Source organism: Streptomyces seoulensis (assembly GCF_022846655.1).
GTDB lineage: Bacteria > Actinomycetota > Actinomycetes > Streptomycetales > Streptomycetaceae > Streptomyces.
Genome location: NZ_AP025667.1, coordinates 5,694,315 through 5,716,524, shown reverse-complemented (window position 1 = coordinate 5,716,524; position 22,210 = coordinate 5,694,315). Strand labels below are relative to the sequence as shown.

Sequence of the window (22,210 nt, the reverse complement as noted above, 5' to 3'; positions counted from 1 at the left end):
GACGCGCGGGGATAGGCTGCCCCGTCCGTGGCTCCGATCAGGAGGTCGTCCCAGTGTTACCCGCCCGCGTGTTCGCCGTCGCCCCGCTGGCTCTGGTGGCGCTCGCCCTGTCCGGCTGCTCCTCCTGGGGCTGCACCGACACGACGGCGGAGCGCGGCACGCCCGGTGCCAGGGTGCGGGTCGTGGACACCGACGGGCGGCCGCTCGGTGTCACCGCCGTGGTCGTCGACTGGCGCCTCGAGCCCCACCCGCAGGTGCCCGCCGAAGGTGACCAGGTCCACTTCCGCTTCCGCTTCGACGGCGCCGGCGATCATGCCGACTCCGCGGTGGACGCCTGCGCGGTCGACAGGGAGCGGGTGGCGTTGGGGTGCGGCACGGTCGAGTCGTCCCAGGCGTTCGGGCCGGCCGCCGATCCCCGCACCGGCGATGCCTGGCTCGCCGTCGAGCATCCCGAGCGGGTCGCCGGAGTGCTGTTCATCCCCAACGACCAGTCCTACGACCGACGCACCTGCGCGGTGGACGTCAAGGACGGCGGCGGAATGCACCCTCCAAAGAGCCCCAGCAGGGGGGACCAGTTGTAGGGCCGGTCCCTCCCCGGCCTGCGTGGCGCTAAGGACGGCGCCGTCTGCTCCGGACCCAGCGCACCCGGCGTACGAGGACCATCACCCCGGCGACCAGCGTGCCGCCGTAGAGCCAGCCCGCCTGGGTGGCGAGGCCGGTGAAGACGCCCATCAGGGAGCCGAGGAAGCCCGCGCCGCCGTCGGCGACGGGGAAGAGCCCGGCGACGAAGGCGATCGGCAGGGACACGGGGGCGGTGAGTACGTCACCGGCCCGTACCCAGAGCGCGGTGAGCACACAGACGGGCAGGAACAGCACGCCGTAGGTGATGAGCGACGAGCCGAACAGCAGGGCGTCCAGGCCGCCGAGCAGCAGCATCGAGGCCACGCAGAACAGGCCGCCGCCGAGCCCGGTGAGCCGGGGGTTCGGGAAGCGCCTCCCGGTCGGCGCGGGGCGCGGCTCGGCGAGGGGCCGCGCGGCGGGGGCGGGGCCGCGGCGGGCCGCCACGGGCGCCTCGGCGACGCCGCGCACGGCGTCCAGGCCCCGGCGGGCCTGGGGCGGAAGGTGCGCGGGCGTGGGTGTGCCGCGTGGCGGCCCGTCTTTCGGAGGTCGCGTTCTGTGTTGCTCCACTGGACCAACTTAGGTCTGTTTATGTGCCGAATCGCCCTTCAGACACGCCGAAGACGTGTCCGCGGGGTGAGTCCGGCCGGACGGGGGACGCTCCCGCTAATTGCCCGGCGCGGACGCCGTAAACTGGTGGATCGGCCGGTGTCCCCTGGCCTCTGGCAGCCCCTGGCCCACTCATCTACGGGAAGTCGCAAACGTGTCGCTCACGATCGGAATCGTCGGCCTGCCCAACGTCGGCAAGTCGACCCTGTTCAACGCCCTGACCAAGAACGACGTGCTGGCGGCCAACTACCCGTTCGCCACGATCGAGCCGAACGTCGGCGTGGTCGGCGTCCCCGACGGCCGTCTGGCGAAGCTGGCGTCGATCTTCTCGTCGGAGCGCATCCTCCCGGCGACGGTGGACTTCGTCGACATCGCGGGCATCGTGCGCGGCGCCTCCGAGGGTGAGGGCCTGGGCAACAAGTTCCTGGCGAACATCCGCGAGTCCGACGCGATCTGCCAGGTCATCCGGGCCTTCCAGGACGAGAACGTCGTGCACGTCGACGGCAAGGTCTCGCCGAAGGACGACATCGAGACGATCAACACCGAGCTGATCCTCGCCGACCTCCAGACCATCGAGAAGGTCCTGCCGCGCCTGCAGAAGGAGTCGCGGATCAAGAAGGACGTCGCGCCGAAGGTGAAGGCGGTCGAGGAGGCGAAGGAGATCCTGGAGAAGGGCGACACCCTCTTCTCCCAGGGCATCCTCCAGGGCTCGGAGCGCGCGGAGCTCCTGCACGACCTGCACCTCCTGACGACGAAGCCCTTCCTCTACGTCTTCAACGTGGACGAGGACGAGCTGACCGACGAGGACTTCAAGAACGCCCAGCGCGCGCTGGTGGCCCCGGCCGAGGCGATCTTCCTCAACGCCAAGCTGGAGCAGGACCTCGCCGAGCTGGACGAGGAGGACGCGATGGAGCTCCTGGAGTCCGTCGGCGCCGAGGAGCCGGGCCTCGCGACCCTGGCCCGCGTCGGCTTCAACACCCTGGGCCTGCAGACCTACCTCACGGCCGGCCCCAAGGAATCCCGCGCCTGGACCATCCCCAAGGGCGCCACCGCCCCCGAGGCCGCCGGTGTCATCCACACCGACTTCCAGAAGGGCTTCATCAAGGCGGAGGTCATCTCCTTCGAAGACCTCGTCGAGACGGGCTCCGTCGCCGAGGCCCGCGCGAAGGGCAAGGCTCGTATGGAGGGCAAGGAGTATGTGATGCGGGACGGGGATGTGGTGGAGTTCCGGTTCAACGTGTAGCCGGTGCTGTAGCACGACACTCATGACCTGGCAAACGCGCAGGCCAAATGGGGTCTGGCTCTTCGGAGGCAGGCCCCCTTTTCACGCCCGTGCTGACTTGGTGCTGACCTGTGGGCACCGCTCAGCACCCCTCTGCACCCCTCCCGTGCTGGTTTGGTGCTGACTCTCGACTGCCGGCGAAGGCGGAGGTGCTGGCGCGTCTCCCGCAGTAACCGAGCAGCCGACGAAGCAGGTTGCACGCCGACTGGCCCTCGTTGTCGGTCCCCGCCGGTACGCTTCAAAAGTCACGACAGTTGGAGGAAAGACATGGGCACCTCGGGGCGTCTCAGTCTGTCTTGGATCAACAAGGACAGGTCGCTCATCAGCACCCAGGACGGCGGCTACGCGTGGGTCGACCGGGACGACTTCCGGGTGACCGAGACGCGTCTCCTCCGGGATGTTGCGACTGTTGGAGAGGTACATGACGACCTCAAGCGAGCTGAGGAAAATCTGCTGATCGCGGGGGATAGTGGAGACGCGCTGAGGGCGCTGGCGAGGCTTCCCGAGTTCGCGGACAAGTACCGAGGCAAGGTCAAGCTCGTATACATCGACCCGCCGTTCAATACGGGGCTGGCCTTCGAGCACTACGATGATGGACTTGAGCATTCGATCTGGCTCACCATGATGCGCGACCGGCTGTTGCTGATTCGCGAATTGCTGTCGGACGAAGGAAGCCTGTGGCTGGAACTCGACGACACGGAGATGGCCTACTGTAAAGTGCTACTGGACGAGATCTTCGGCAGGGCCAACTTCATGTCCACGATTTTGTGGCAGCGACGTCATTCTCGATCGAATGATGCGACTTTCTCTACGTCTCATGACTACATCTTGGTGTATGCGAAGAATTCTGCCAAATTCCGGACGGTGCGTAACAAGCTGCCGCTGGTGCCTGAGCAGGCAAGCGACTACGTCAATCCCGATGAAGACCCGCGAGGGCCATGGCGCTCCATCTCTTTCAGTGCGCCCAATCTTCGACCAAATCTCACGTACGAGATCATGGCGCCCTCGGGTAAGGTGCATCTTCCGCCGAGTGGGCGCTGTTGGAGAACGACTCGCGAAGCCTTCGATAAACTGTTGGAGGATGATCGGATCTATTTCGGATCCAACGGGCTCGGTGTGCCTCGGGTAAAGCAGTTTCTTTCCGAAGCGCCGGGGATTGTCCCAAACACTTGGTGGCCTCATCAAGAAACCGGTCATACGGAAGAGGCGGCCAAGGAGAGTGCTGCATTGTTCGGCCGAACCGCCACTTTCAGCACCCCCAAGCCGGAGCGATTGCTGCAACGGATCATCACCATTTCATCTAACCCTGGCGATATCGTTCTCGATTGCTTTGCTGGATCCGGCACGACAGCTGCTGTGGCGCACAAGATGGGTCGGCGCTGGGTGACAGTTGAACGTGAACTGGAGAGTGTTAAGTCGTTCATTCGCCCGCGCCTGGAAAAGATCGTCAACGGTGAGGATCCGGGGGGCATCTCTGGATCGGCGGGCTGGGAGAAGGGCGGAGGTTTCCGGCATCTGGAAGTCGCGCCGTCTATGTATGAGTGCCTGGGCCACCGGGTTCTCCTCGCTTCGTGGGTGATCGGCGACGCGTTCGCTGAAGCCGCCTGTGCGCAGCTTCCTGGCTTCGAGTTGGAGCCCGGGGCCGAGCCGCCGTTCGTCGGTCGCAAGGGGCGACAGCGTTTGGCGGTTGTCGATGGGCTCGTTTCCGAGAGCACAGTTCAGTCGATTGTTGAGGCCTTGGGCGAGGACGAGAGGGTTCTCATCGTGGCAAAGAGTTACCTGCGCGAGGCAGCAAGCCTTCTGGAGAATCTCAGCCCCGGCTCGCGTATTAAGAAGGCTCCTCAGGATCTGTTGGACATGAAGGGACGTGTGCTGCGTTGAGCTGGATCACATACGACCAGGCAGCGATCGAGGACCTGGCTACTCGCATGGAGCTCCGGGACCCTAACCGTCGCGCCGTGGCCAAGGTCGTTGAGGAGATCCAGTCGGGGGACGGGCGGGAAGTCGTCTGTGACTTGGCAACCGGTGTGGGTAAGACGTACATCTGCCGGGGCCTGATCGACTACCTCGCCGAACAGGGTGTTCGCAACATCCTGATCGTTACTCCTGGCCGGACCATCCAGAGGAAGACGCTCGCCAACTTCACACCCGGCCACCCGAAGTTCGTTCCGGGCGCCAACTACGAGCCGATCGTCATCACACCGGAGAACTATGCGGGTGGCCGCGTCGGCGATGCGCTGCACGACCCAGACGCGTTGAAGGTCTTCATCTTCAACGTCCAGCTGCTGACCAAGCCGACTGTGAAGACCTCGCGCAGCACGTACATCACCGATGAGTTCATCGGGACGGCTCTGTACGACCACTTGCGGACGGTAGATGACTTGGTCGTCATCGCCGATGAGCATCACGTGTACCGGAGTGACGCGAGGAAGTTCCATGAGGCGGTCCGGGATCTTCAGCCCCGTGCGCTAGTGGGCTTGACGGCAACCCCTGACGAGACTGACCGCAAGGTGCCCGGCAGGATCGTCTTCCAGTACTCCCTTGCCGAGGCCATCGCAGACCAGCTCGTCAAGATTCCTGTCATCGTCTACCGCGAAGACGGGCACAACGACGTTCGTACTCAACTGGCTGACGCCTGCCATCTGCGCAAGGTGAAGGAGGAGACCACCCGGGAGTGGGCTGAGAGGAATGGGCGGCCCATGGTCAATCCCGTCCTCTTCGTGGTCTGTCAGAGCATTGAGGAAGCCACCGAGAGCGCCTCGATCTTGGCTGGCCCAGGATTCATCGACGAACCGGGCGCGGTGTTGCAGATCACCTCCGGCAGCAAGGACGACGCGCTCGAAGCTCTCGCCGGCATCGAGGAGCCGGACTCCCCGGTGCGGGCCGTGGTCTCCGTCGACATGTTGAAGGAGGGATGGGATGTCAAAAACATCAGCGTGATTGTTGCGCGGCGTGCTCTCGCCTCTCAGACCCTCACCGAGCAGATCCTCGGCCGCGGCCTGCGCCTTCCCTACGGTGAACGAGTCGGGTTCTCGATGGTCGACTGCGTCGACATCATTGCTCATGAGTCATACCGGAAGCTTCTGGACTCGAAGGAAGCCCTCCTCGAACACACTCTTCCGCAGCGGTCGGAGAACGGCGGCACGCCAGGAGCTGGAGCGAGTGCCGCGGCCAAGTCTGGTGGCGCAAGCCCTCTGCCCGCCTACCACGAATCCCAGACGCAAGGGATGTTGGCGTTCACCGCCGAGGCACCTGTCAGGGACGGCGGGTTCGGCACTGAGACGTCCGAGGCTGTCTATCTCGGTCTGGCCGACATGGAACACCGGCTTGCCGAAGCGGGGGTGGAGAAGAAGGAGATCCAGCAGGTTATGAAGCCTGCTGATGGGGCGCCGGCCATCAAGTTCCCCAGCAAGCGCCTGTTGGAGAAGCCGGACACCTACAGCTTGTCCTTCGTCAGCACCGAGGCCGTCGCGGAGAAGGGGAAGCAGTTCAAGCACGAAATTGAGGTGGAGCTGAAGCGCAAGGCACTGAACGCCTCGCGTGGACTGGACGGAACCGTAACGGTGCAGGCGGAGGACCAGAAGTCCGCCGTCGCGACTCAGCGCAGCTGGCCGATCTCGAAGGTCAGGGAAGACCTCGAAGAGAAGATCCTCAATCTGCCGCAGTTGAAGCTCACGGCTGACGAGGTGGAGGCCGCGCAGGAGATCGTGCATACCTTCCTCGGAGCGGCGATCGAAGTTGACGCGGAGGACAGCACGCCCTGGGAGGAAGCTCGGGCGGAGCTTGCGTTGACGCAGCTGGAGAGGCTTGTGGTCTCCAGTTTCAAGCAGAAACTTGCGGTAGTCGAACACGAGATCGTGAAGGTGACGGTCCCGCCGCCTGCCCGGCCGTGGCCCGGACAGACGATGCCTCAGATGCAGATGACCGACAAGGTAATCCGCGGCATGGGGTACACGGGCTGGGGCAGCTCGATTCTTCCTGTTGTTCACTTCGATGCCCTGTCTACCGAAGTCAAGCTGGCGAGGCTGATGGATGTCAGTCCTAAGGTCGACTGGTGGCTTCGGCTTGAGTCGCAGAGCGGAACGTACATCCAACTCGACAACGGCTCCCGGTACTTCCCGGACTTCATCGCCATAGACACGGACGGTGTGCACTGGCTCGTCGAGGGCAAGTCCAACGCGGAGGCGTCCAGTGAGTCGGTCGTTGCGAAGAAGGTCGCCGCATTGGCTTGGGCCAAGGAGGTGACCGATCGTGGAGACTTCGGTGCGTGGAAGCACCTGTTCGCCACTGAGGACCACCTGAGTCAGGCGAGCAGTTGGGACACCCTGCTGACGATCACGGGTGCCCGCGGATAGATGCTCGGATCACTGCGGAGGACTCCAGTTCGACGGCTGGATTCCTCCGTACGAGGCGCATGGCTACTTGGCCGAGATGGGCCTGCACGTGATGGCCCGCTGCTACGGTCGCACGTATCACGCTCTCGGTACCTGCGGCCCGTTCCGTCGATTTGCGGGTTGAACCTGCTGATGAGGTTCTCAATCGTGTGGAGCGGTCGCTTCAGACGCGCCTGAGTCGGGACACCGTCGTACGCAAGCGCCGCTCGATTGGCGTGCGTACGGACCGCGATACGTGGGTGCGTATCGAGCGGCGTGGGCTCGACCGGATCGGGGTTCAGGGTGGGGACGGCACCGCGTCCGCCGAGGCCCTGCGCGGGATCGCGAAACCGGCCTGGCTTGCCGGCGTCGCGTGGCGGGACGAGACGGAGCCGGTGATGTGGCGGGCGGACGAGACGGAGTTGCTGCCCGGGGCGCCGGTAGGCAGCGCCGTGGTGGCGGAGGACCCGGGGATGACCGAGGAATGTGGGTCGCGCTGAATGCCTCCCTGGACGCCCTCGCCGCGCAGCTCACGAACCGGATCGCGACACCGGACACCGAAACCCTCACACAGGAGCTGGTCACGGCGACGATTCACAGCGTCTTCCCCGGCGTCGATACGGCCGTGGCCGACTGGCGTCCGGCCCACGTGGATGTGACGGCGCCGGCGCTCTGTGTGTTCGACTGGGAGGACTGGGGCATGGCCCCGCGCGGCCTGGACGCGGCGAATCTGTGGGGTGCCTCCCTCGCTGTCCCGACTCTGGCCGATCGCGTCCGCGGCGAGCGGCGTGACGATCTGGAGAGCCGGGACGGCAGGATGATGACGTTGTTCGTCGCCGCGAAGATCCTCGGCCCCTACGCCGACCCGGACGACCCCCGACTGGGGGCCGCCCGGGAGACGGCGGAGCGAGTGGCGAAGGAACTTCAGGCGGGCTGACGGCAGGCCAGGAGGAGCTGTCGGTACTCCCGGACCACCTGGTCGTCGACCTCATACGCCAGGGCGCCGACCAGCTCCCGCAGGTGGTCGACGTCGTCCGTACCGACGGCGACTGCGCCGACCTTGGTCAGGCCGTAGGCGGAGCGGAACGCCGCCTGGACTCTCGTGGCCGGCGGGGAGTCCCGCAGGAAGATCCGCGGGTCGAACCTTCCCCATACCGCCTCGGTCGTACTGCCGCCGAAGGAAGAGCATTAGTCCTAGTAGCGCCTGGGGCAGCTGCTCCCTGAAGCCAGCGTGGTGGGGGTTCCGGGAGGGGCTGCAGCATGAGAGTAGTGCAGTGGACCAGCGCGACGGACGCCACAAGAATCTCCCGATGATGAAGCAGTTCGACGTGATCATTCTGGTAGGTCTGTGCGTGGCGCACCCTGTTGCCCAGAAGTGCGACGCAGCGCTTTGTGAGGTGTGTTGATCGCCGAAGCTCAGTCGTACAGTCGATCATCGCGTTCTCCGCCACGGCCAGCGAGCGGGCTGCAAGTTTGGCGCAGTACCCCACTGGGCGCCTTTGGGATCGCGCCATGGAGGTTGGCATGGCGGTCGGTCAGCCTGGTGGGAGTGGACAGCACCGTCAAGTGCCCGCCCGGCAGTATGCGGGACTTCTTAGCCTCCGTAGCCTTGGTCAATGGGGTGTCGATCTCCGTGCGGTCTCGGGTTGGCTGGGGCAACGATCGGTCGAGGTCTACAGCCGTCGGCTACTCGCACATGTCATCGCTTTCGGGAAGTTCTGCAGTGTGCCGCAGCCTGCATCCACGCACGCGATGTCCCCCTGTCCATGGAGACGAGCCGGAGCGCCGACATGCAAGGTGGGTGAGAGTGGCGAGAGCCGTCCAGATGCACGGTGCTGGGATAGAACGCCCGTGCTGGGATGGTGCTGGGACGCCCACTGGAGAACCCGCGTTTCCGCAGGTGGGAGCTCCGCGCTATAGGTTCCGCTTCAACGTCTAGCCGGTGCTGCTCCGGCAAGCTCGTAGGTGAGAAGGGGCCCGATTCTCCGGAGTCGGGCCCTTTTGCTGTTCCTTCCCTCGATTCGCTGCCAGGGCAGGGCGACGGCCCCTAGCGTGTCGGTACATGACGGTGCTGATCATCGGGGGCAGCGGTTTCCTGGGGACGGAGCTGCTGCGCCAGGCGCGTGCTGAGGGGTGGGACGCGGCCGCGACGTTCCACTCCCGTCCCGGCGAGCCCGCGCTCGCCGCCTGGCATCGGCTCGACGTCCGTGATCCCGCCCGGGTCGAGGCGCTGCTGAAGGCGGTCGCGCCGCGTGCGGTGGTGGACGTGACCAGCGGCGGGGCGGACTGGAAGGTCACCGCGGACGGGTCCGTCCACATCGCCATGGCCACCGCGAAGCTCGGGATCCGCCTGGTGCACGTGTCCAGCGACGCTGTCTTCTCGGGCAGCCGGGTCCACTACGACGAGACCTGCGACCCCGACCCGATCACGCCCTACGGTGCGGCGAAGGCCGCCGCCGAGACGGCCGTGCGGCTCCTGTGTCCGGACGCGGCCGTCGCCCGCACCTCACTGATCGTCGGCCGCGGCCGCTCCGACCACGAACGCCTCGCGCACGCGCTGATCGCCGGAACACGGCAAGGCGTTCTCTTCACCGACGACGTCCGCTGCCCCGTGCACGTCGCGGACCTGGCCGCCGCCCTGTGGGAACTCACCCGCTCCGACGCGGCCGGACTCTTCCACCTCGCGGGCCCCGACGCCCTCAGCCGCTACGACCTCGGCGTACGCATCGCCCGGCGCGACGGCCTCGACGTGTCCCGCCTGCCGGCCGGCCGCCGGGCGGACACGCGGGTACCGGGTCCTCTCGACGTGCGCCTCGACAGCCGCGCCACCCAGCGACGACTGAGCACGAGGCTCCGTGGCGCCCGCGAGTTCCTTGAGTCCCTTGAGGACGGTGGCTCGTGATGTCGGCTCTCGCCGCGTCCGTCATCCTCCAGGGACGGCAGCGGCAAGGACGGCGGCCTGAGCAGGTCACGCGTACCTACTGGTGAAAGGTGGACCGCGAGGCCGTCATGCCGTCATGTGCGGAACGCCCGCGCCGACAGGACGCGGCACTTCACGCCCGCCTTCCTCAGGCCCACCAGCCCCGCGACGTTGAGGGCGCTCGCCGTCAGGTGGAGGGTCAGGGTGAGGAGGGTGGCGAGGGTCGGGCCCGGTTCGAAGGCCGCCGGGGAAAGCGCCATCCAGGCGACGGCCATCAGGACCGAGGACGGCATGGCCGCCAGGCTCCACATCGTCAGCGCCGCGTGGCTGACCGCGTCCACGGGGACGGCTGTGGCGATGCTCAGGGCGACCAGTGCAGCCGCGTACAGGGAGATCAGGCGCGTGCTCATGAGGTCCTCGGGGGTGTGAGGTGCATCGCCGGGTACGGGGTCGGGCTCGTGACCCAGCCGGTGGTGAGGAGGAGGCGGGGGGAGCGGGTGGTGGTGAGGAAGGCGAAGGGGCGGTCGTAGGTGAGGCTGAGGACCGTCGTGGTGTGGGTCTGCTGCGGGGCGCCTCCCGGGCGCGCCGCGACCGCCGTCACCGCTCCCGCCCGGAAGCCCTTCGCGCTGAACTGGGCCACCGCCGACTGGCGGGCCGCGCCGATCGCCAGGGGCGTGTCCGTGATGCCGGGGAAGTGGGCGCCGGGGGTGTACTGGGCCGTGGCAAGGCCGAAGAGGGCCGGGTCGGCCAGGAGGTCGTGGTCGGCGCGCACCTCGTACGCCACCGTGCGGACGTCCAGGGCTATCGGCTCCGGCGTCGCGGACGGGCGCTGCTCCACGTACAGGCCTGGACCCACGTGGCCCAGGGGCAGGCGGCCGCCCTCGGTGACCGGGATCGTGCGCTCCACCAGGCCCACCCCGGCCGTGATGACCTGACCCGGTGTCATGCCCTCCTGGCCGAGCACCAGGTGGATGTCGATGCCGTTGTCCCCGGGGATCGTCAGGGAGGTGACATGGCCGTCCGGTGTCGCCGCGACGCCCACCCGGTCCGGCCGTACCGACCTGCGGAAGAGGCCGAGCAGGGTACGGCCCTGCCACGGCCCGTGCTCCGGGCGCAGCGGGATCTCGGTGAACGGCTGGCGCCACGTCGTACGCAGGGACAGCGCGCTGGCCAGCACCACCTGGGCGTCCCGCGTCAGCTTCAGCGGCATCCGCTCGACCATGCCGCCGGTACGCTCGGCCGCCCACGCGTCGAGGCGTTCCTGCGCGGTGAGCAGGTCGTCCCCGAACGTGCCCCGGGTGCCGGCGGGCAGCCCGGCCCGCCAGTCGTCCCGGAGCCGTAGCGACTGCTGGGTCCAGAGGCCGAGTGCCGCGTCCAGGCCGGTCACCGAGGCCAGTTCGGCGAGGAGTTGACGGGCGGCCGTGGCCGCCAGGTCCGCGGGGACGCCGAGCGCGTCCGACAGTTCCGCCCGGGCCTGGCCGCCCGCGCCGTCCGCGAGGAAGGCCAGCAACGGCCACACCGCGGCCGCCGAGAAGACCGTCCCGTCGTCCGCCGCGACCGTCCGCGCCCACCTCGTGGTGAGGGCGTTGATCGCCCGTACGCCCGCGCTGCCCGCGACCGCGTCGCCGCTCATTCCGTCCCCCACGCTCCGTCCGCCCCCATGTCCGTTCCGCGCGGCGCCCGTTCGGGGCCCAGGTCGTTTTCCGGTCTTGTCCGGACCCGCTTACCATGCGCGCATTCGTACGGTAGCCCGACCGAGAGTCCTCGCTCGCCCCCGCTGCCGCAACTCGTCCCAGAAACGGTACCGGTGTCCATATCCCCTGCCCCTGAACCCCGCGAGCCCGAAGGCCGGAACCCGTACAGAGCGCCCGACGGCGCCGAGGCGGTGAGCCCCGCCCCCTGCGCCCCCCAGGCCCCCTACGTCCCTCAGGCCCCCTACGCCCCCTACGGCACCCTCGCCCCCACGAACCCCTTCGCCATCGCCTCCCTCGTCACCGGCATCCTCTGCTGCCTGCCCGGCGTCGGTCTCCTCCTCGGCCTGATCGCGCTCCGCCAGATCCACGTGCGCGGCCAGCGCGGCCGGGCCGCGGCCGTCGTCGGCAGCGCGCTCTCCGGGGCCGGCCTAGGGCTCGCCGTACTGCTGCTCACCACGGGCGCCGCGACCCGGACCTGGCAGGACGTCAAGGACGGCATGCGCGAGGGCGCGAGCGTCTCACTGGCCAAGGGCGACTGCTTCGACGCCGCCGGCGACCTGGAGGGCGTCGTCGACGGCATCGTCCCGGTGGCCTGCGCGGGCGAGCACGAGGGCGAGGTCTTCGCCACCTTCGGGATCGAGGGCGGCCCCTACCCCGGTGAAGCCGCCGTGGTCGAGGCCGCCGAGCGCTGCACCGGCCTGCGGGACACGTACGCGATGGACTCCTGGGCGGTGCCCCACGACGTCGACGTCTACTATCTGGCGCCCTCGAAGGAGACGTGGGTGTTCGGCGACCGCACGGTCACCTGCGTCCTCGGCAGCGTCACCGAGGGCGGCACCCTCACCGGCTCGCTCCGCGCGGACGAGTCGGTCCTCGACGCCGACCAGGTCGCCTATCTGAAGGCCGTTCGCGTGCTGGACGCGGCCATGGACACCGCGCCCGAGGCCGCCTACGCCGAGGACGACCTGCCGGGACACAAGGCGTGGGCCCGCCGGGTCTCCACCGCCCTGGGCGAGTGCTCGCGGACCCTGCGCGCCCGCCCCTGGCCCGCCACCGCCGCCGAGCCCATGGCCGGCCTCACCGAGCGCCTGGACAAGGCCCGCGCCCTGTGGGCCGAGGCCGCCCGCGCCGAGGACGCCGACGCCTTCTACGTGCCCTACGACGCCGGTGCCACCCTGATCGAGCCTCGCACCACCCTCGCCGTCCGCGAGGCGCTGAAGCTGGCGACCACACCGCCGGACCCGGGCGGCGAGGACGTCGGTGACGACCCGGCGGACGGTGGCGCCCAGGTGTGATCACGGCGGGGCGGGGGAGTGATGGGCGGAGAAAGTCGCTGGACGCAGGTGTGCGCGGACCCTCGTCATCACATCGGGTGATTCTCTGGCCTTCGCTTGCGTGGCACAACCCACGGTTGCCACGCTGTCGCTGTCTGTACAACCTGATGGGAGCGGCCCGTGACATTCGGTGAACAGCCGGCGTACCTGCGTGTGGCGGGTGATCTCCGCCAGAAGATCGTCGACGGTTCACTGCCGCCCCATACGCGCCTCCCGTCGCAGGCCCGCATCCGCGAGGAGTACGGCGTCTCGGACACGGTCGCGCTGGAGGCCCGCAAGGTGCTGATGGCCGAGGGGCTGGTCGAGGGGCGGTCCGGCTCGGGGACGTACGTCCGCGAGCGGCCGGTGCCCCGCAGCGTGGCGCGCTCGGGGTACCGCCCCTCGGGCGGTGCCACCCCCTTCCGGCAGGAGCAGGCCGACGCGAACGCGCGTGGCACCTGGGAGTCCAGCAGCGAGCGGGCTGAGGCCGGGACGGGGGTGGCCGAGCGGCTCGGCATCAAGCCGGGGGAGCGCGTGATGCGCACCAAGTACCTGTTCCGGGAGGCCGGGGAGCCGATGATGCTCTCCACCTCCTGGGAGCCGCTGGCCGTGACCGGGCGCACCCCGGTCATGCTGCCGGAGGAGGGCCCGCTCGGCGGGATGGGCGTCGTCGAGCGGATGCGCGCCATCGACGTCATCGTGGACAACGTCACCGAGGAGGTCGGCGCCCGCCCCGGCCTCGCCGAGGAGCTGATCCTCCTCGGCGGTGTCCCCGGCCATGTGGTCCTGGTCATCCAGCGCACGTACTACGCCTCGGGCCGCCCGGTGGAGACCGCGGACGTGGTGATCCCCGCCGACCGCTATCAGGTCGCCTATCACCTCTCCGTGCGTTAGCGCCCCTTGGTGAGGTAGCGCACACGGGACGCGCTCCCCTGGAGCGCGCCCCGGCGTGCGAACGCGCGCCGAGCTTTCGGCGACCCGCCGTGATCCGGCCGTTCTCCCTGGTGGCCGCGGGTCGGCCCGGATCGCACGTCTTTTCCCTTACCCTCGCCCGACGCGGCGCGTCCGATTCCGTGCGCCCCCCTGCGTTCTGGCCGGTTGCGTACCTCTTCGTGAAAAGCCGTATTCGCTGTGTGAAGGTTGGGCGTACGCTCGGGCATATGCGTATTGCGGTTTCCTCGGGCGGGACACCTTGGAACCCCGGAGCGGGAAGCGGGTGGGGCCGGTGCGAAGTGGCACGGGAAGGGAAACGGTGGGGGCGATGAACGAGGGTGCGGTCGTTCTGCCCTGGCTCGTCATACGTCAGGACGACAACGGCAATCGCTACCGGGTCGGCCGGTACGCGACGCGGGCCGAGGCCCAGAAGATGGCCGACAGTCTCGACGGGCACGGGCACAGGCAGCTCTACAGCGTCGAGCGCGTCGGACAGCACGGCGAGAGCACGCGCAACTGACCACGGGCGCGCTCCCGTAGGCTCCGGACCATGACCGAACGGATCGTGGTGGTGGGAGCCGCGCTGCTCGACGGGGACCGACTGCTCGCCGCGCGGCGCAGTGCGCCGCCGGAGCTGGCCGGGCGCTGGGAGCTGCCCGGCGGTAAGGTCGAGCCCGGCGAGCGGCCCGACGACGCACTCGTGCGCGAGCTGCGCGAGGAACTCGGCGTGGACGCCGAGGCGGTCGAACGCGTGCCGGGGGAATGGCCCCTGAGGCCCCCTTACGTGCTGTGGGTGTGGACGGCCCGGCTCCGTCCGGGTTCCCCGGGCCCCGAGGCCCTCCAGGACCACGACGAGCTGCGCTGGCTCACCCCCGACCGCCTCTGGGAGGTCCCCTGGCTCGACCAGGACGTGCCGGCCGTCCGGGAGATCGCCGCACGCCTCGGCGCCCGGGCGCGCTGACCGGCGTACGGGATGCGTCGACCGGCGCAGGGCGCGGGCCGGCGTGCCGGTACGGTCCGCCGCGCCCCTCACCCGGCCCCCGTCCGGCCCCCGGGACGACTGCGGCCCGGACCCGGGAACAAGTACGCCGTTCGTGCCACAGTGCCCCGGCCCACGCGGTACTGCCCATGGGATACCGGGTATGTGCCCATTAACCCCATGAATTCGGACATGGGTGGGCTTGCTGGCCTGGGAAGTGATCGGCGTGTTCGACACCGAGGGCGACTGCGCCGAGTGGACGTTCCCTTCGGAACCCGGTGCGGTGCGCGCGGCTCGTGTCGCCGTCCGGGGACAGTTGGGCGGCTGGCACCTCGAATCCCTCGCCGATCTGACGGCGTTGCTGGTCAGCGAGCTGGTGACCAACTCCCTGCGGCACGCGGACGGCCCCATCGGCCTGCGCCTGGTGCGCCCCGACGGCCTCGACGGCACGCTGCTGGTGGAGGTCTCCGACCAGTTGCCCGACCTGCCGCGCGAGCGGGTCGCGCGTCCCGAGGACGAGAGCGGGCGCGGGCTTCAGCTCGTCGCCGGCTCCTCCCACCGCTGGGGTACCCGGCCCGGCGGCAGCGGCAAGATCGTCTGGTTCGAGCTGGCGGTCCCGGAGTGACGGTCCCGGAGTGACGGTCCGGCAATGATGCGTACGGCCCCCCTGTGACCCGGAGCGCGGGCGGGTGCATCAGGTGCACGGCGGGGTGAGCCGGGGGTACGGAGGGGTTGCGCGCGCCCCCGCGTGGGTCGGCTCGTGCCCCGGTGCGCAAGCGCGTTGCCGGGCGCGTGGTTCGAGGTCGTGTTCCCTGGTTAGAAGACTGGAAGTGTTGTCGCGGCCCGGTCCGGAAGGCACCCGTACCGAGCTGTGATCGTGAACACCGTGTTGTGCGGCGCCGTAGTGCTGGATACTGCGGGCAGCCGCCCCCGGTGACCGGTGCCGGACGCGGTGAGCTGGAGGGGACGGTTCGCGTGAGCGAGATACCAGCGAAGGCCACGGAGTCCGAGGACCCGTCGGGCGGCGCGAGGGGCCGGGCCGCCGAGGAGGCGGCCCCCGCTGACATGTGGCAGAGCAGTCCGCCCGGCTCGATGTACGACTACATAAAGGTCGCGTCCTTCTCCCTCAGCCCCGGCGGGCTGATCGAGCAGTGGAGCCTGCGCGCCGAACAGCTCTTCGGCGTCTCCGCCGACCGGGCCGTGGGGCTCGACCCGATCGAGGCGTTCGTCGACCCCGACCTGCGCAGCCGTGGCCAGCGCAAGATGGCGGAGATCCTGGACGGGCGGGAGTGGACCGGTGTGGTCCCCTTCCGGATGCCGGACGGACGGGACGGCTCGCGGGGCGAGGAGGGCATGGCCGAGGTCTACGTCATGCCGACCCGTACCGCCGAGGGCGACAAGGCCGCCGTCTGCATCGTCGTGGACGTGCGGACCCTGCGCAGCATCGAGACCGACCTCGCCGCCTCGCAGGCGATATTCGGCCAATCTCCGTTCGGGTTCCTGCTGATCGACAACGATCTGCGGGTGCGGCGGGCCAACATGCGGTTCGCCTCGATCTTCGGCGGCACCCCGGACGACCACCGGGGCAAGGGCGTGCACGACTATCTGCCGCGCGCCGAGGCCGACCGGGTCTCGGCCACCATGCGCCGGGTGCTGGAGACCGGCGACTCCATCACGGACATGCATGTCACCGGCTTCGTACCGGACTCCGACGAGCGCAGGCACTGGTCCATCAACCTCTACCGCGTGCACAGCGGCAGCGGGCGTCCCATCGGCGTGGCCTGGCTCGGCACCGACATCACCGCCCGCCGGGAGGCCGCCCGCGAGGCCGCCTCGGCGCGGCGCAACCTCGCCCTGCTCAACGAGGCCGGCGCCCGCATAGGGAACTCCCTCGACCTGGAGACGACCGCCCGCGAACTCCTCGACGTGGTCGTCCCCGGCTTCTGCGACCTGGCCACCGTCGACCTCTACCAGGCCCTGCTGACCGGCGACGAGGCCCCGCCCAAGCTGGCCGACGGCAGCGCGGAACTGCGCCGGGTCGCCTTCGCGAGCGCCGTCTCCGACGCGCCCCTGGGCGGCTCCGGGGAGCGGGTGGAGCTGGGCGCGGTGCACCGCTTCCCCTTCAACTCGCCCTGTGCGGACGCCCTGCGCACCGCCCGGCCGCAGCGGGTGCCCGCCGAGGAGGGCGGGCTGGTGCAGTCCACGCTGGCCGTGCCGATGGTCGCGCACGACACGGTGGTGGGCATCGTGCAGTTCGCCCGCACCAAGGGCAGCGAGCCTTTCGGGGACCGCGACCGCGACCTCGCGGTGGAGCTGGCCGCGCGGGCCGCCGTCTGCATCGACAACGCCCGGCTCTACCGGCGCGAGCACGAACGCGCGTTGATACTGCAGCGGTCCCTGCTGCCGCCCGGCGACCCCGAGGCGTCCGGCCTGGACATCGCCTGCCGCTACCTGCCCGGCAACGCGGCCACCGAGGTCGGCGGTGACTGGTTCGACGTCATCGAACTGCCGGGCCACCGAACCGCCTTGGTGGTCGGCGACGTGATGGGACGCGGCCTGCGCGCGGCCGTGGCGATGGGTGAACTCCGCACAGCGGTCCGCACCCTGGCCCTGCTCGACCTCGAACCGGCCGAGGTGCTCTCCGCGTTGGACGAGATCGCACGCGGCCTCGGCACCCCCGGCGGGGTGCAGCAGGCCACCCGCGCGGCCCGCCAGCCACGCGACGCCGACCTCAGCGAGGTCTACCTCGCCACCTGTGTGTACGCGGTGTACGACTCCGTCACCCGGCGCTGCACCTTCGCCAACGCCGGGCATCTGCCGCCGGTGCTGGTGGAGCCCGGCGAGCCCGCGCTGATGCTCGACGTGCCGCCGGGGATGCCGCTGGGCGTGGGCGGCGAGCCGTTCGAGGAGGTGGAGGTGGAGCTGCCCGAGGGCGCCCTGCTCGCCCTCTACACCGACGGCCTGGTCGAGTCCCGCGACCATCCGCTGGACGAAGGGCTCCAGGCGTTCGTGCAGGCGCTGACCGACCCCTCCCGGCCGCTGGAGGACGTCTGTGATCACGTTCTGAACAGCCTCGACACCCGGCACGGCGAGGACGACATCGCCCTGCTCATGGCCCGCGTCCAGGGACTGCCCGCCGAGTCGGTCGGCGACTGGACCCTGCCGCGCGAGCCGCGCAGCGTGGGCCGGGCCCGCGAGTACGCGCGCACGCAACTGCTGAGCTGGGACCTGGAACCCCTGGTCGACACCACGGAACTCCTGGTCAGCGAGCTGGTGACCAACGCGCTGCGGTACGGCGAGGGCGAGATCAGGCTCCGGCTGCTGCTGGACCGCACCCTGGTCTGCGAGGTCTGGGACGCCGGTCTGGTCCAGCCCCGCAGGCGGCGCGCACGGGACACCGACGAGGGCGGGCGCGGGCTGCAACTGGTCGGGCTGCTCAGCGCGGCCTGGGGCTCCCGGCGTACCCCGCGCGGCAAGACGGTCTGGTTCGAGCTGCCGCTGCCCGGCGCCGACAGCCCCCTGACCGACCCGGCGGAGGCCCTGCTCAGCCTGTTCTGACCCCTGCGGAGCCCGAGCCGGCGCAGGCATGGCTCAGTCCGTTCCGGGCCGGAGACGGCCGCGGGTCTCCGGCCCGCCGAAGGCCACCGGCGGGCCCCCGTCCGGGTCCCGGGCGAGCAGCACGCCGCCCTGGACCGCCCCGGCGGTCCCCTCGGTGCCGGACTCCGGCACGCCGTGCGCCCGGACGTCCCGTTCGGCCAGTTCCAGCGCGCGGCGCGCGAGGACGGCCGCCTCGACGGGGTGCGGTGCGGCGAGGGTCCGTACCGCCGCCGCGAGCAGGGAGCGGGCCTCCGCGCCGACCGCGCCCCGGTGCACCGCGACGAAGTCCTCGGCCTCGCCGGCCGTGGCCCGCGCCACCAGGTCGGCGGCGGTGTCCAGCACCCCGGTCCGGGCGTCCGGCAGTCGCACCAGGGCGCGGGTGATCCGCCGCAGGGCGGCGAGCGGGTCGTGCGGGCCCGCCGTCAGTTCCCCGCGTACGGCGGCCAGGGCGTCGTCGGCCCCGGACGGCACCGGTGTGCCCGCGTCCCGCGCCCGCGCCAGCACCGCCTCCGCCCCGGTCAGCGCGGCCGGTACCAGCGCCGCCGCCTCACGCAGCCGACGGGCCGTGCGGTCCACCCCGGCCACCAGGATCCCGGCCTGCGCCACGGAGCCCTCGGCGGCCCGGAGCTGACGTACCGCGCGCCCGTCCTCACCCAGGTCGGCCGCGCGGCGGGCCTCGTTGAGCCGGGCGGTGGCGAACACCAGCCGGTCCATGGCCTCTTCGACGCACCCGGCAGCCCGCGCGCCGACCGAGGGCCCGTACCGCTCGCGCAGTTCCGAGGCCGTGGCCCGCGCGCCCGCAGTACGTCCGGCCAGCCGGCGGAACGCCCCCTCCGCCACCCCCAGCGCCGGACCCGTCTCCGTCCAGCGCAGCCGGTCCAGCTCCCCGGCCCGCGCGTCCAGCACCCGCCCCGCCTCCGCGCACCGCCCGATGATCCCCACCAGGGCCTGCCGACGGTCGCCGGGGTCCTGCGGTTCGCCCTCCTCGTACCGGTGCCACAGGGCGAAGGCGGCGGAGAGTTCCGTGCGGGCGGCATGGACCGCCCGGCGGAACGGGGCGAGGGTCCGCTCGTCCGTGAGCGCGGCCGCGAAGGGCAGCTCCTCCTCGCTCGCCCGGACGCTGTCGTCCGCCTGGACGAGGGCGGCGCGGGCCTGGCGGTCGGACTCGGCCGGGGTGGGGGCGGCCGGTGCCGGGGAGACGGTGCCGGGGGAGCGGCGGGTGCGGCGTACGTAGGTGTACGCGACCAGGACGCCGGCCGCGCCGAGGACGGCGACCGGGAGGATCAGGTCGACGGCGGAAGACTCGTCGTCACGGGGAGGGGCGGGAGCGGCGGGGGAGGTGTGCCGGGGCGGAGCCGCCGTCGCCGGTTCCTGGGCCGCCGGCACCGGGAGCGCCAGCCAGCCCGTCCCGGCGACCGCGCCCACCAGCGCGTGCGCGATCCGCACCCGTATGTGCGCCGTGGCGTGCCGGGGGCGGCCCCGGACCAGGGAGGACGTCACCTTTGGGAGCGTATGGGCGGGTACGTGCCTCCGCGAGCGGGCGGGGTTGCGCCGCACGGGTGGGGTTGCCGCGTGGCGTGGTCGTGTCGCCCCGTTTCCCCGGTGCGGTCGTTTTCAGTGGGTGCATAGATCTGATCAGCTCCATATACCGCCAAAAGTGATCAACATGCCCGCGGCTTTCCGGAGGTAGCAGAGATGTCCCACGACGGCGTCGGCTCACGCGCGGTCCTGCGCGCGACCGCCTTCCTCACCGCGGGCGCCCTCGCGGTGCCCCTCCTCGCCGGGTGCGGTTCGGACGAGAAGGCCAGCCGCCCCCTGGCCGGACAGGACATCGCCCAGGCCACCCGCGACAAGGTCGCCCAGGGCGGCACCGTCAAATGGGCCGTGGACGCGCTGCCGGAGACCCTGAACGCCTACCAGGCGGATGCCGACGCGGGCACCACCCGGGTCGCCCAGGCCACCCTCCCCTCGATGTTCCAGCTCGACGCGAACGGACGCCCGGCGGTGAACCCCGCCTACCTGGAGTCCGCCAAGGTCATCGAGACCGAGCCGCGCCAGGTGGTCCTGTACAAGCTGAACCAGCAGGCCGTCTGGAGCGACGGCCGCGAGATCGGCGCCGCCGACTTCGTCGCCCAGTGGCGCGCCCTGTCCGGCAAGGACAGCGCCTACTGGACCGCCCGCAACGCCGGGTACGACCGCATCGCCAAGATCGAGCGCGGCGCCAGCGACCTCCAGGTCCGGGTCACCTTCTCCCGCCCCTACGCCGACTGGAAGTCCCTGTTCTCCCCGCTGTACCCGAAGGACGTCATGGGCACCCCGGACGCCTTCAACGACGGCGCCCGGCGCAAGCTCAGGACCACCGCGGGCCCCTTCAAGGTGGAGAAGGTCGACACCGCCGCCAAGGACGTCGTCCTCACCCGCAACCCGCGCTGGTGGGGGCAGCCCGCCAAGCTCGACCAGATCACGCTGCACACCGTCTCCCGCGAGAACCGGGCCGCCGCGCTCGCCGACGGGACCGTGGACATCGCCGACATCGACGCGGCCGAGGCCGGGCGGATCAGGGCCGCCACCGGTGGCGCCGGTGCGGGCAGCCCGCTCGTGGGCGGTGGCAAGACCTCCGCCAAGAAGCTCCGCTCCTGGGCGCTCGCCCACGGCATGGAGTCGAAGAAGGTGGCGCACGCCGGGCAGAAGAAGCTGCGCAAGGCCATCACCCGGTACCTGGAGGAGCAGGAGGCGCTGCGCTCCTTCGACGTGCGCAAGTCGCTGGAGCCCGCCTACACCCAGCTCGCCCTGAACGGTGCCGGCGGTCTGCTCGCCGACGAGCGGGTGCGCCGGGCCGTGGCCCGCGCGCTGGACCGCAAGGAGCTGGCCAAGCTCGTGCTGACCCCGCTCGGCCTGCCCGCCGAGCCGGTCGGCAGCCACCTCGCGCTGTCCGGCCAGCCGGCCTACGCCGACAACAGCGGCGCCCTCGGCGGCCAGGACACCAAGGAGGCGCAGGCCCTGCTCGCGGACGCGGGCTGGGTGCCGGGCGGCCCGGTCAAGACGGAGAAGAAGGCCGACAAGGCCGCCGGTCCCGAGAGCGCCAAGGACGACGAGGACCGCTCCGAGGGCGGCAAGGACGGCGAGTACATCGTCGGCGAGGACGACAAGAACCACGACGGGAGCGACGACAAGAACGAGCGCGGCGACGGCGGCGGCCGCCACCTCGCCCAGGACGGCAAGCAGTACTCCGGCCAGGGCGGCGCCCCCGGCGCGTACGCCCCCAAGGGCACCGCCGCCCCCGCCGGCGCGGTCAACGGTCCGCTCGCCAAGGACGGCCAGGCGCTCAACCTCCGCTTCGTGCTCCCCACCGGCGCGGGCTCGGAGACCCTGAACACCGTCGCCGGGCGTATCTCCGCGATGCTGGAGAAGGTCGGCATCCGCACCACCGTCGTCAAGGTCCCGGACGAGAGCTACTTCAAGGACCACATCGCGGCCGGCGACTTCGACCTCGCCCTGTACTCCTGGCCCGCCTCCGCCTTCCCGGCCACCGACGCGCGCCCGATCTTCGCCAAGCCCGCCCCCGCCGCCGACGGCTCGGTGAACGTCGAGCAGAACTACACCCGCGTCGGCACCGACCAGGTGGACCAGCTCTTCGACCAGGCCGCCTCGACGCTGGACGAGGACGAGTCGCGCGACCTGATCCGCAAGGCCGACACCCGGATCTGGGCGGCCGCCGGCTCCATCCCGCTCTACCAGCGCCCCCAGCTCGTCGGCGTGCGGAAGACCCTGGTCAACGCCGGAGCCTTCGGCTTCCAGACCCCCGTCTACGAGGACATGGGCTTCCTGAAGAAGGGCGCCAAGGCCGTGCCGAGCCCGTCCAAGAGCTGACCGGAATCGGCCCTCGTGGCCC

Annotated in this window: 16 protein-coding genes and 1 pseudogene; 13 read left to right on the top strand and 4 right to left on the bottom strand. The window is 70.3% G+C overall.

Features of this window, described 5'->3' with window-relative positions; all coding sequences use genetic code 11:
* Positions 1-53 precede the first annotated feature (53 nt).
* Complete coding sequence (locus HEK131_RS26105; RefSeq protein WP_244337211.1) at positions 54-581, top strand: hypothetical protein; 528 nt, start codon at positions 54-56, stop codon at positions 579-581.
* A gap of 28 nt (positions 582-609) precedes the next feature.
* Here the strand turns inward: HEK131_RS26105 and HEK131_RS26100 are convergent, their stop codons facing one another.
* Positions 610-1,089 (bottom strand): DUF6542 domain-containing protein, encoded by a 480-nt coding sequence (locus HEK131_RS26100; RefSeq protein ID WP_432215676.1) that lies wholly within the window; start codon positions 1,087-1,089, stop codon positions 610-612.
* Between the two features lie 292 nt (positions 1,090-1,381).
* Here HEK131_RS26100 and ychF point away from each other — a divergent pair, with 292 nt between their 5' ends.
* From ychF to HEK131_RS26075, 5 genes and pseudogenes are all read left to right on the top strand, one after another.
* Positions 1,382-2,470 carry a redox-regulated ATPase YchF gene (ychF, locus tag HEK131_RS26095; protein ID WP_244337209.1) on the top strand — a complete coding sequence of 363 codons (1,089 nt, stop codon included), beginning with the start codon at positions 1,382-1,384 and terminating at the stop codon, positions 2,468-2,470.
* 306 nt (positions 2,471-2,776) lie between these two features.
* Entirely contained in the window at positions 2,777-4,390 is a 1,614-nt protein-coding gene (locus HEK131_RS26090; RefSeq protein WP_244337208.1) for a site-specific DNA-methyltransferase, read from the top strand.
* A 47-nt stretch (positions 4,391-4,437) separates the two neighbouring features.
* Positions 4,438-6,864 (top strand): DEAD/DEAH box helicase, encoded by a 2,427-nt coding sequence (locus HEK131_RS26085; RefSeq protein WP_279614276.1) that lies wholly within the window; start codon positions 4,438-4,440, stop codon positions 6,862-6,864.
* Between the two features lie 116 nt (positions 6,865-6,980).
* A pseudogene (locus HEK131_RS26080) lies at positions 6,981-7,819 on the top strand (hypothetical protein).
* Positions 7,820-8,944: 1,125 nt separating this feature from the next.
* Positions 8,945-9,784, top strand: a complete 840-nt coding sequence (locus tag HEK131_RS26075) for an SDR family oxidoreductase (RefSeq protein WP_244337206.1) — start codon at positions 8,945-8,947, stop codon at positions 9,782-9,784.
* Between the two features lie 113 nt (positions 9,785-9,897).
* Here HEK131_RS26075 and HEK131_RS26070 read toward each other — a convergent pair whose 3' ends face one another.
* Together HEK131_RS26070 and HEK131_RS26065 are read right to left on the bottom strand one after the other, a co-directional pair.
* Positions 9,898-10,212: a hypothetical protein gene (locus HEK131_RS26070; RefSeq protein WP_244337205.1), complete on the bottom strand. Its 315-nt coding sequence runs from the start codon at positions 10,210-10,212 to the stop codon at positions 9,898-9,900.
* Complete coding sequence (locus HEK131_RS26065) at positions 10,209-11,435, bottom strand: serpin family protein (protein ID WP_217462990.1); 1,227 nt, start codon at positions 11,433-11,435, stop codon at positions 10,209-10,211. The genes HEK131_RS26070 and HEK131_RS26065 overlap by 4 nt, the downstream gene beginning before the upstream one ends.
* Positions 11,436-11,609: 174 nt before the next feature.
* On the opposite strand from HEK131_RS26065, the gene HEK131_RS26060 reads away from it, so the two are divergent.
* From HEK131_RS26060 to HEK131_RS26035, 6 genes are all read left to right on the top strand, one after another.
* A complete protein-coding gene (locus tag HEK131_RS26060; RefSeq protein ID WP_244337204.1) occupies positions 11,610-12,791 on the top strand; it encodes a DUF4190 domain-containing protein in 1,182 nt (393 codons plus the stop codon).
* A 159-nt stretch (positions 12,792-12,950) separates the two neighbouring features.
* Positions 12,951-13,703, top strand: a complete 753-nt coding sequence (locus HEK131_RS26055; protein ID WP_217462992.1) for a GntR family transcriptional regulator — start codon at positions 12,951-12,953, stop codon at positions 13,701-13,703.
* 367 nt (positions 13,704-14,070) lie between these two features.
* Positions 14,071-14,262 carry an SPOR domain-containing protein gene (locus HEK131_RS26050; RefSeq protein WP_161145706.1) on the top strand — a complete coding sequence of 64 codons (192 nt, stop codon included), beginning with the start codon at positions 14,071-14,073 and terminating at the stop codon, positions 14,260-14,262.
* Between the two features lie 30 nt (positions 14,263-14,292).
* On the top strand, positions 14,293-14,703 hold the full coding sequence (locus HEK131_RS26045) for a (deoxy)nucleoside triphosphate pyrophosphohydrolase (RefSeq protein ID WP_244337202.1): 411 nt from the start codon (positions 14,293-14,295) through the stop codon (positions 14,701-14,703).
* Positions 14,704-14,917: 214 nt separating this feature from the next.
* Entirely contained in the window at positions 14,918-15,346 is a 429-nt protein-coding gene (locus HEK131_RS26040; protein WP_217462994.1) for an ATP-binding protein, read from the top strand.
* Between the two features lie 350 nt (positions 15,347-15,696).
* Complete coding sequence (locus tag HEK131_RS26035) at positions 15,697-18,279, top strand: SpoIIE family protein phosphatase (RefSeq protein ID WP_217462995.1); 2,583 nt, start codon at positions 15,697-15,699, stop codon at positions 18,277-18,279.
* Positions 18,280-18,312: 33 nt separating this feature from the next.
* On the opposite strand, the gene HEK131_RS26030 is transcribed toward HEK131_RS26035, so the two are convergent.
* Positions 18,313-19,818, bottom strand: a complete 1,506-nt coding sequence (locus HEK131_RS26030; RefSeq protein WP_244337200.1) for a hypothetical protein — start codon at positions 19,816-19,818, stop codon at positions 18,313-18,315.
* A 195-nt stretch (positions 19,819-20,013) separates the two neighbouring features.
* On the opposite strand from HEK131_RS26030, the gene HEK131_RS26025 reads away from it, so the two are divergent.
* Entirely contained in the window at positions 20,014-22,188 is a 2,175-nt protein-coding gene (locus HEK131_RS26025; protein WP_244337199.1) for an ABC transporter family substrate-binding protein, read from the top strand.
* The last annotated feature ends 22 nt before the right edge of the window (positions 22,189-22,210 follow it).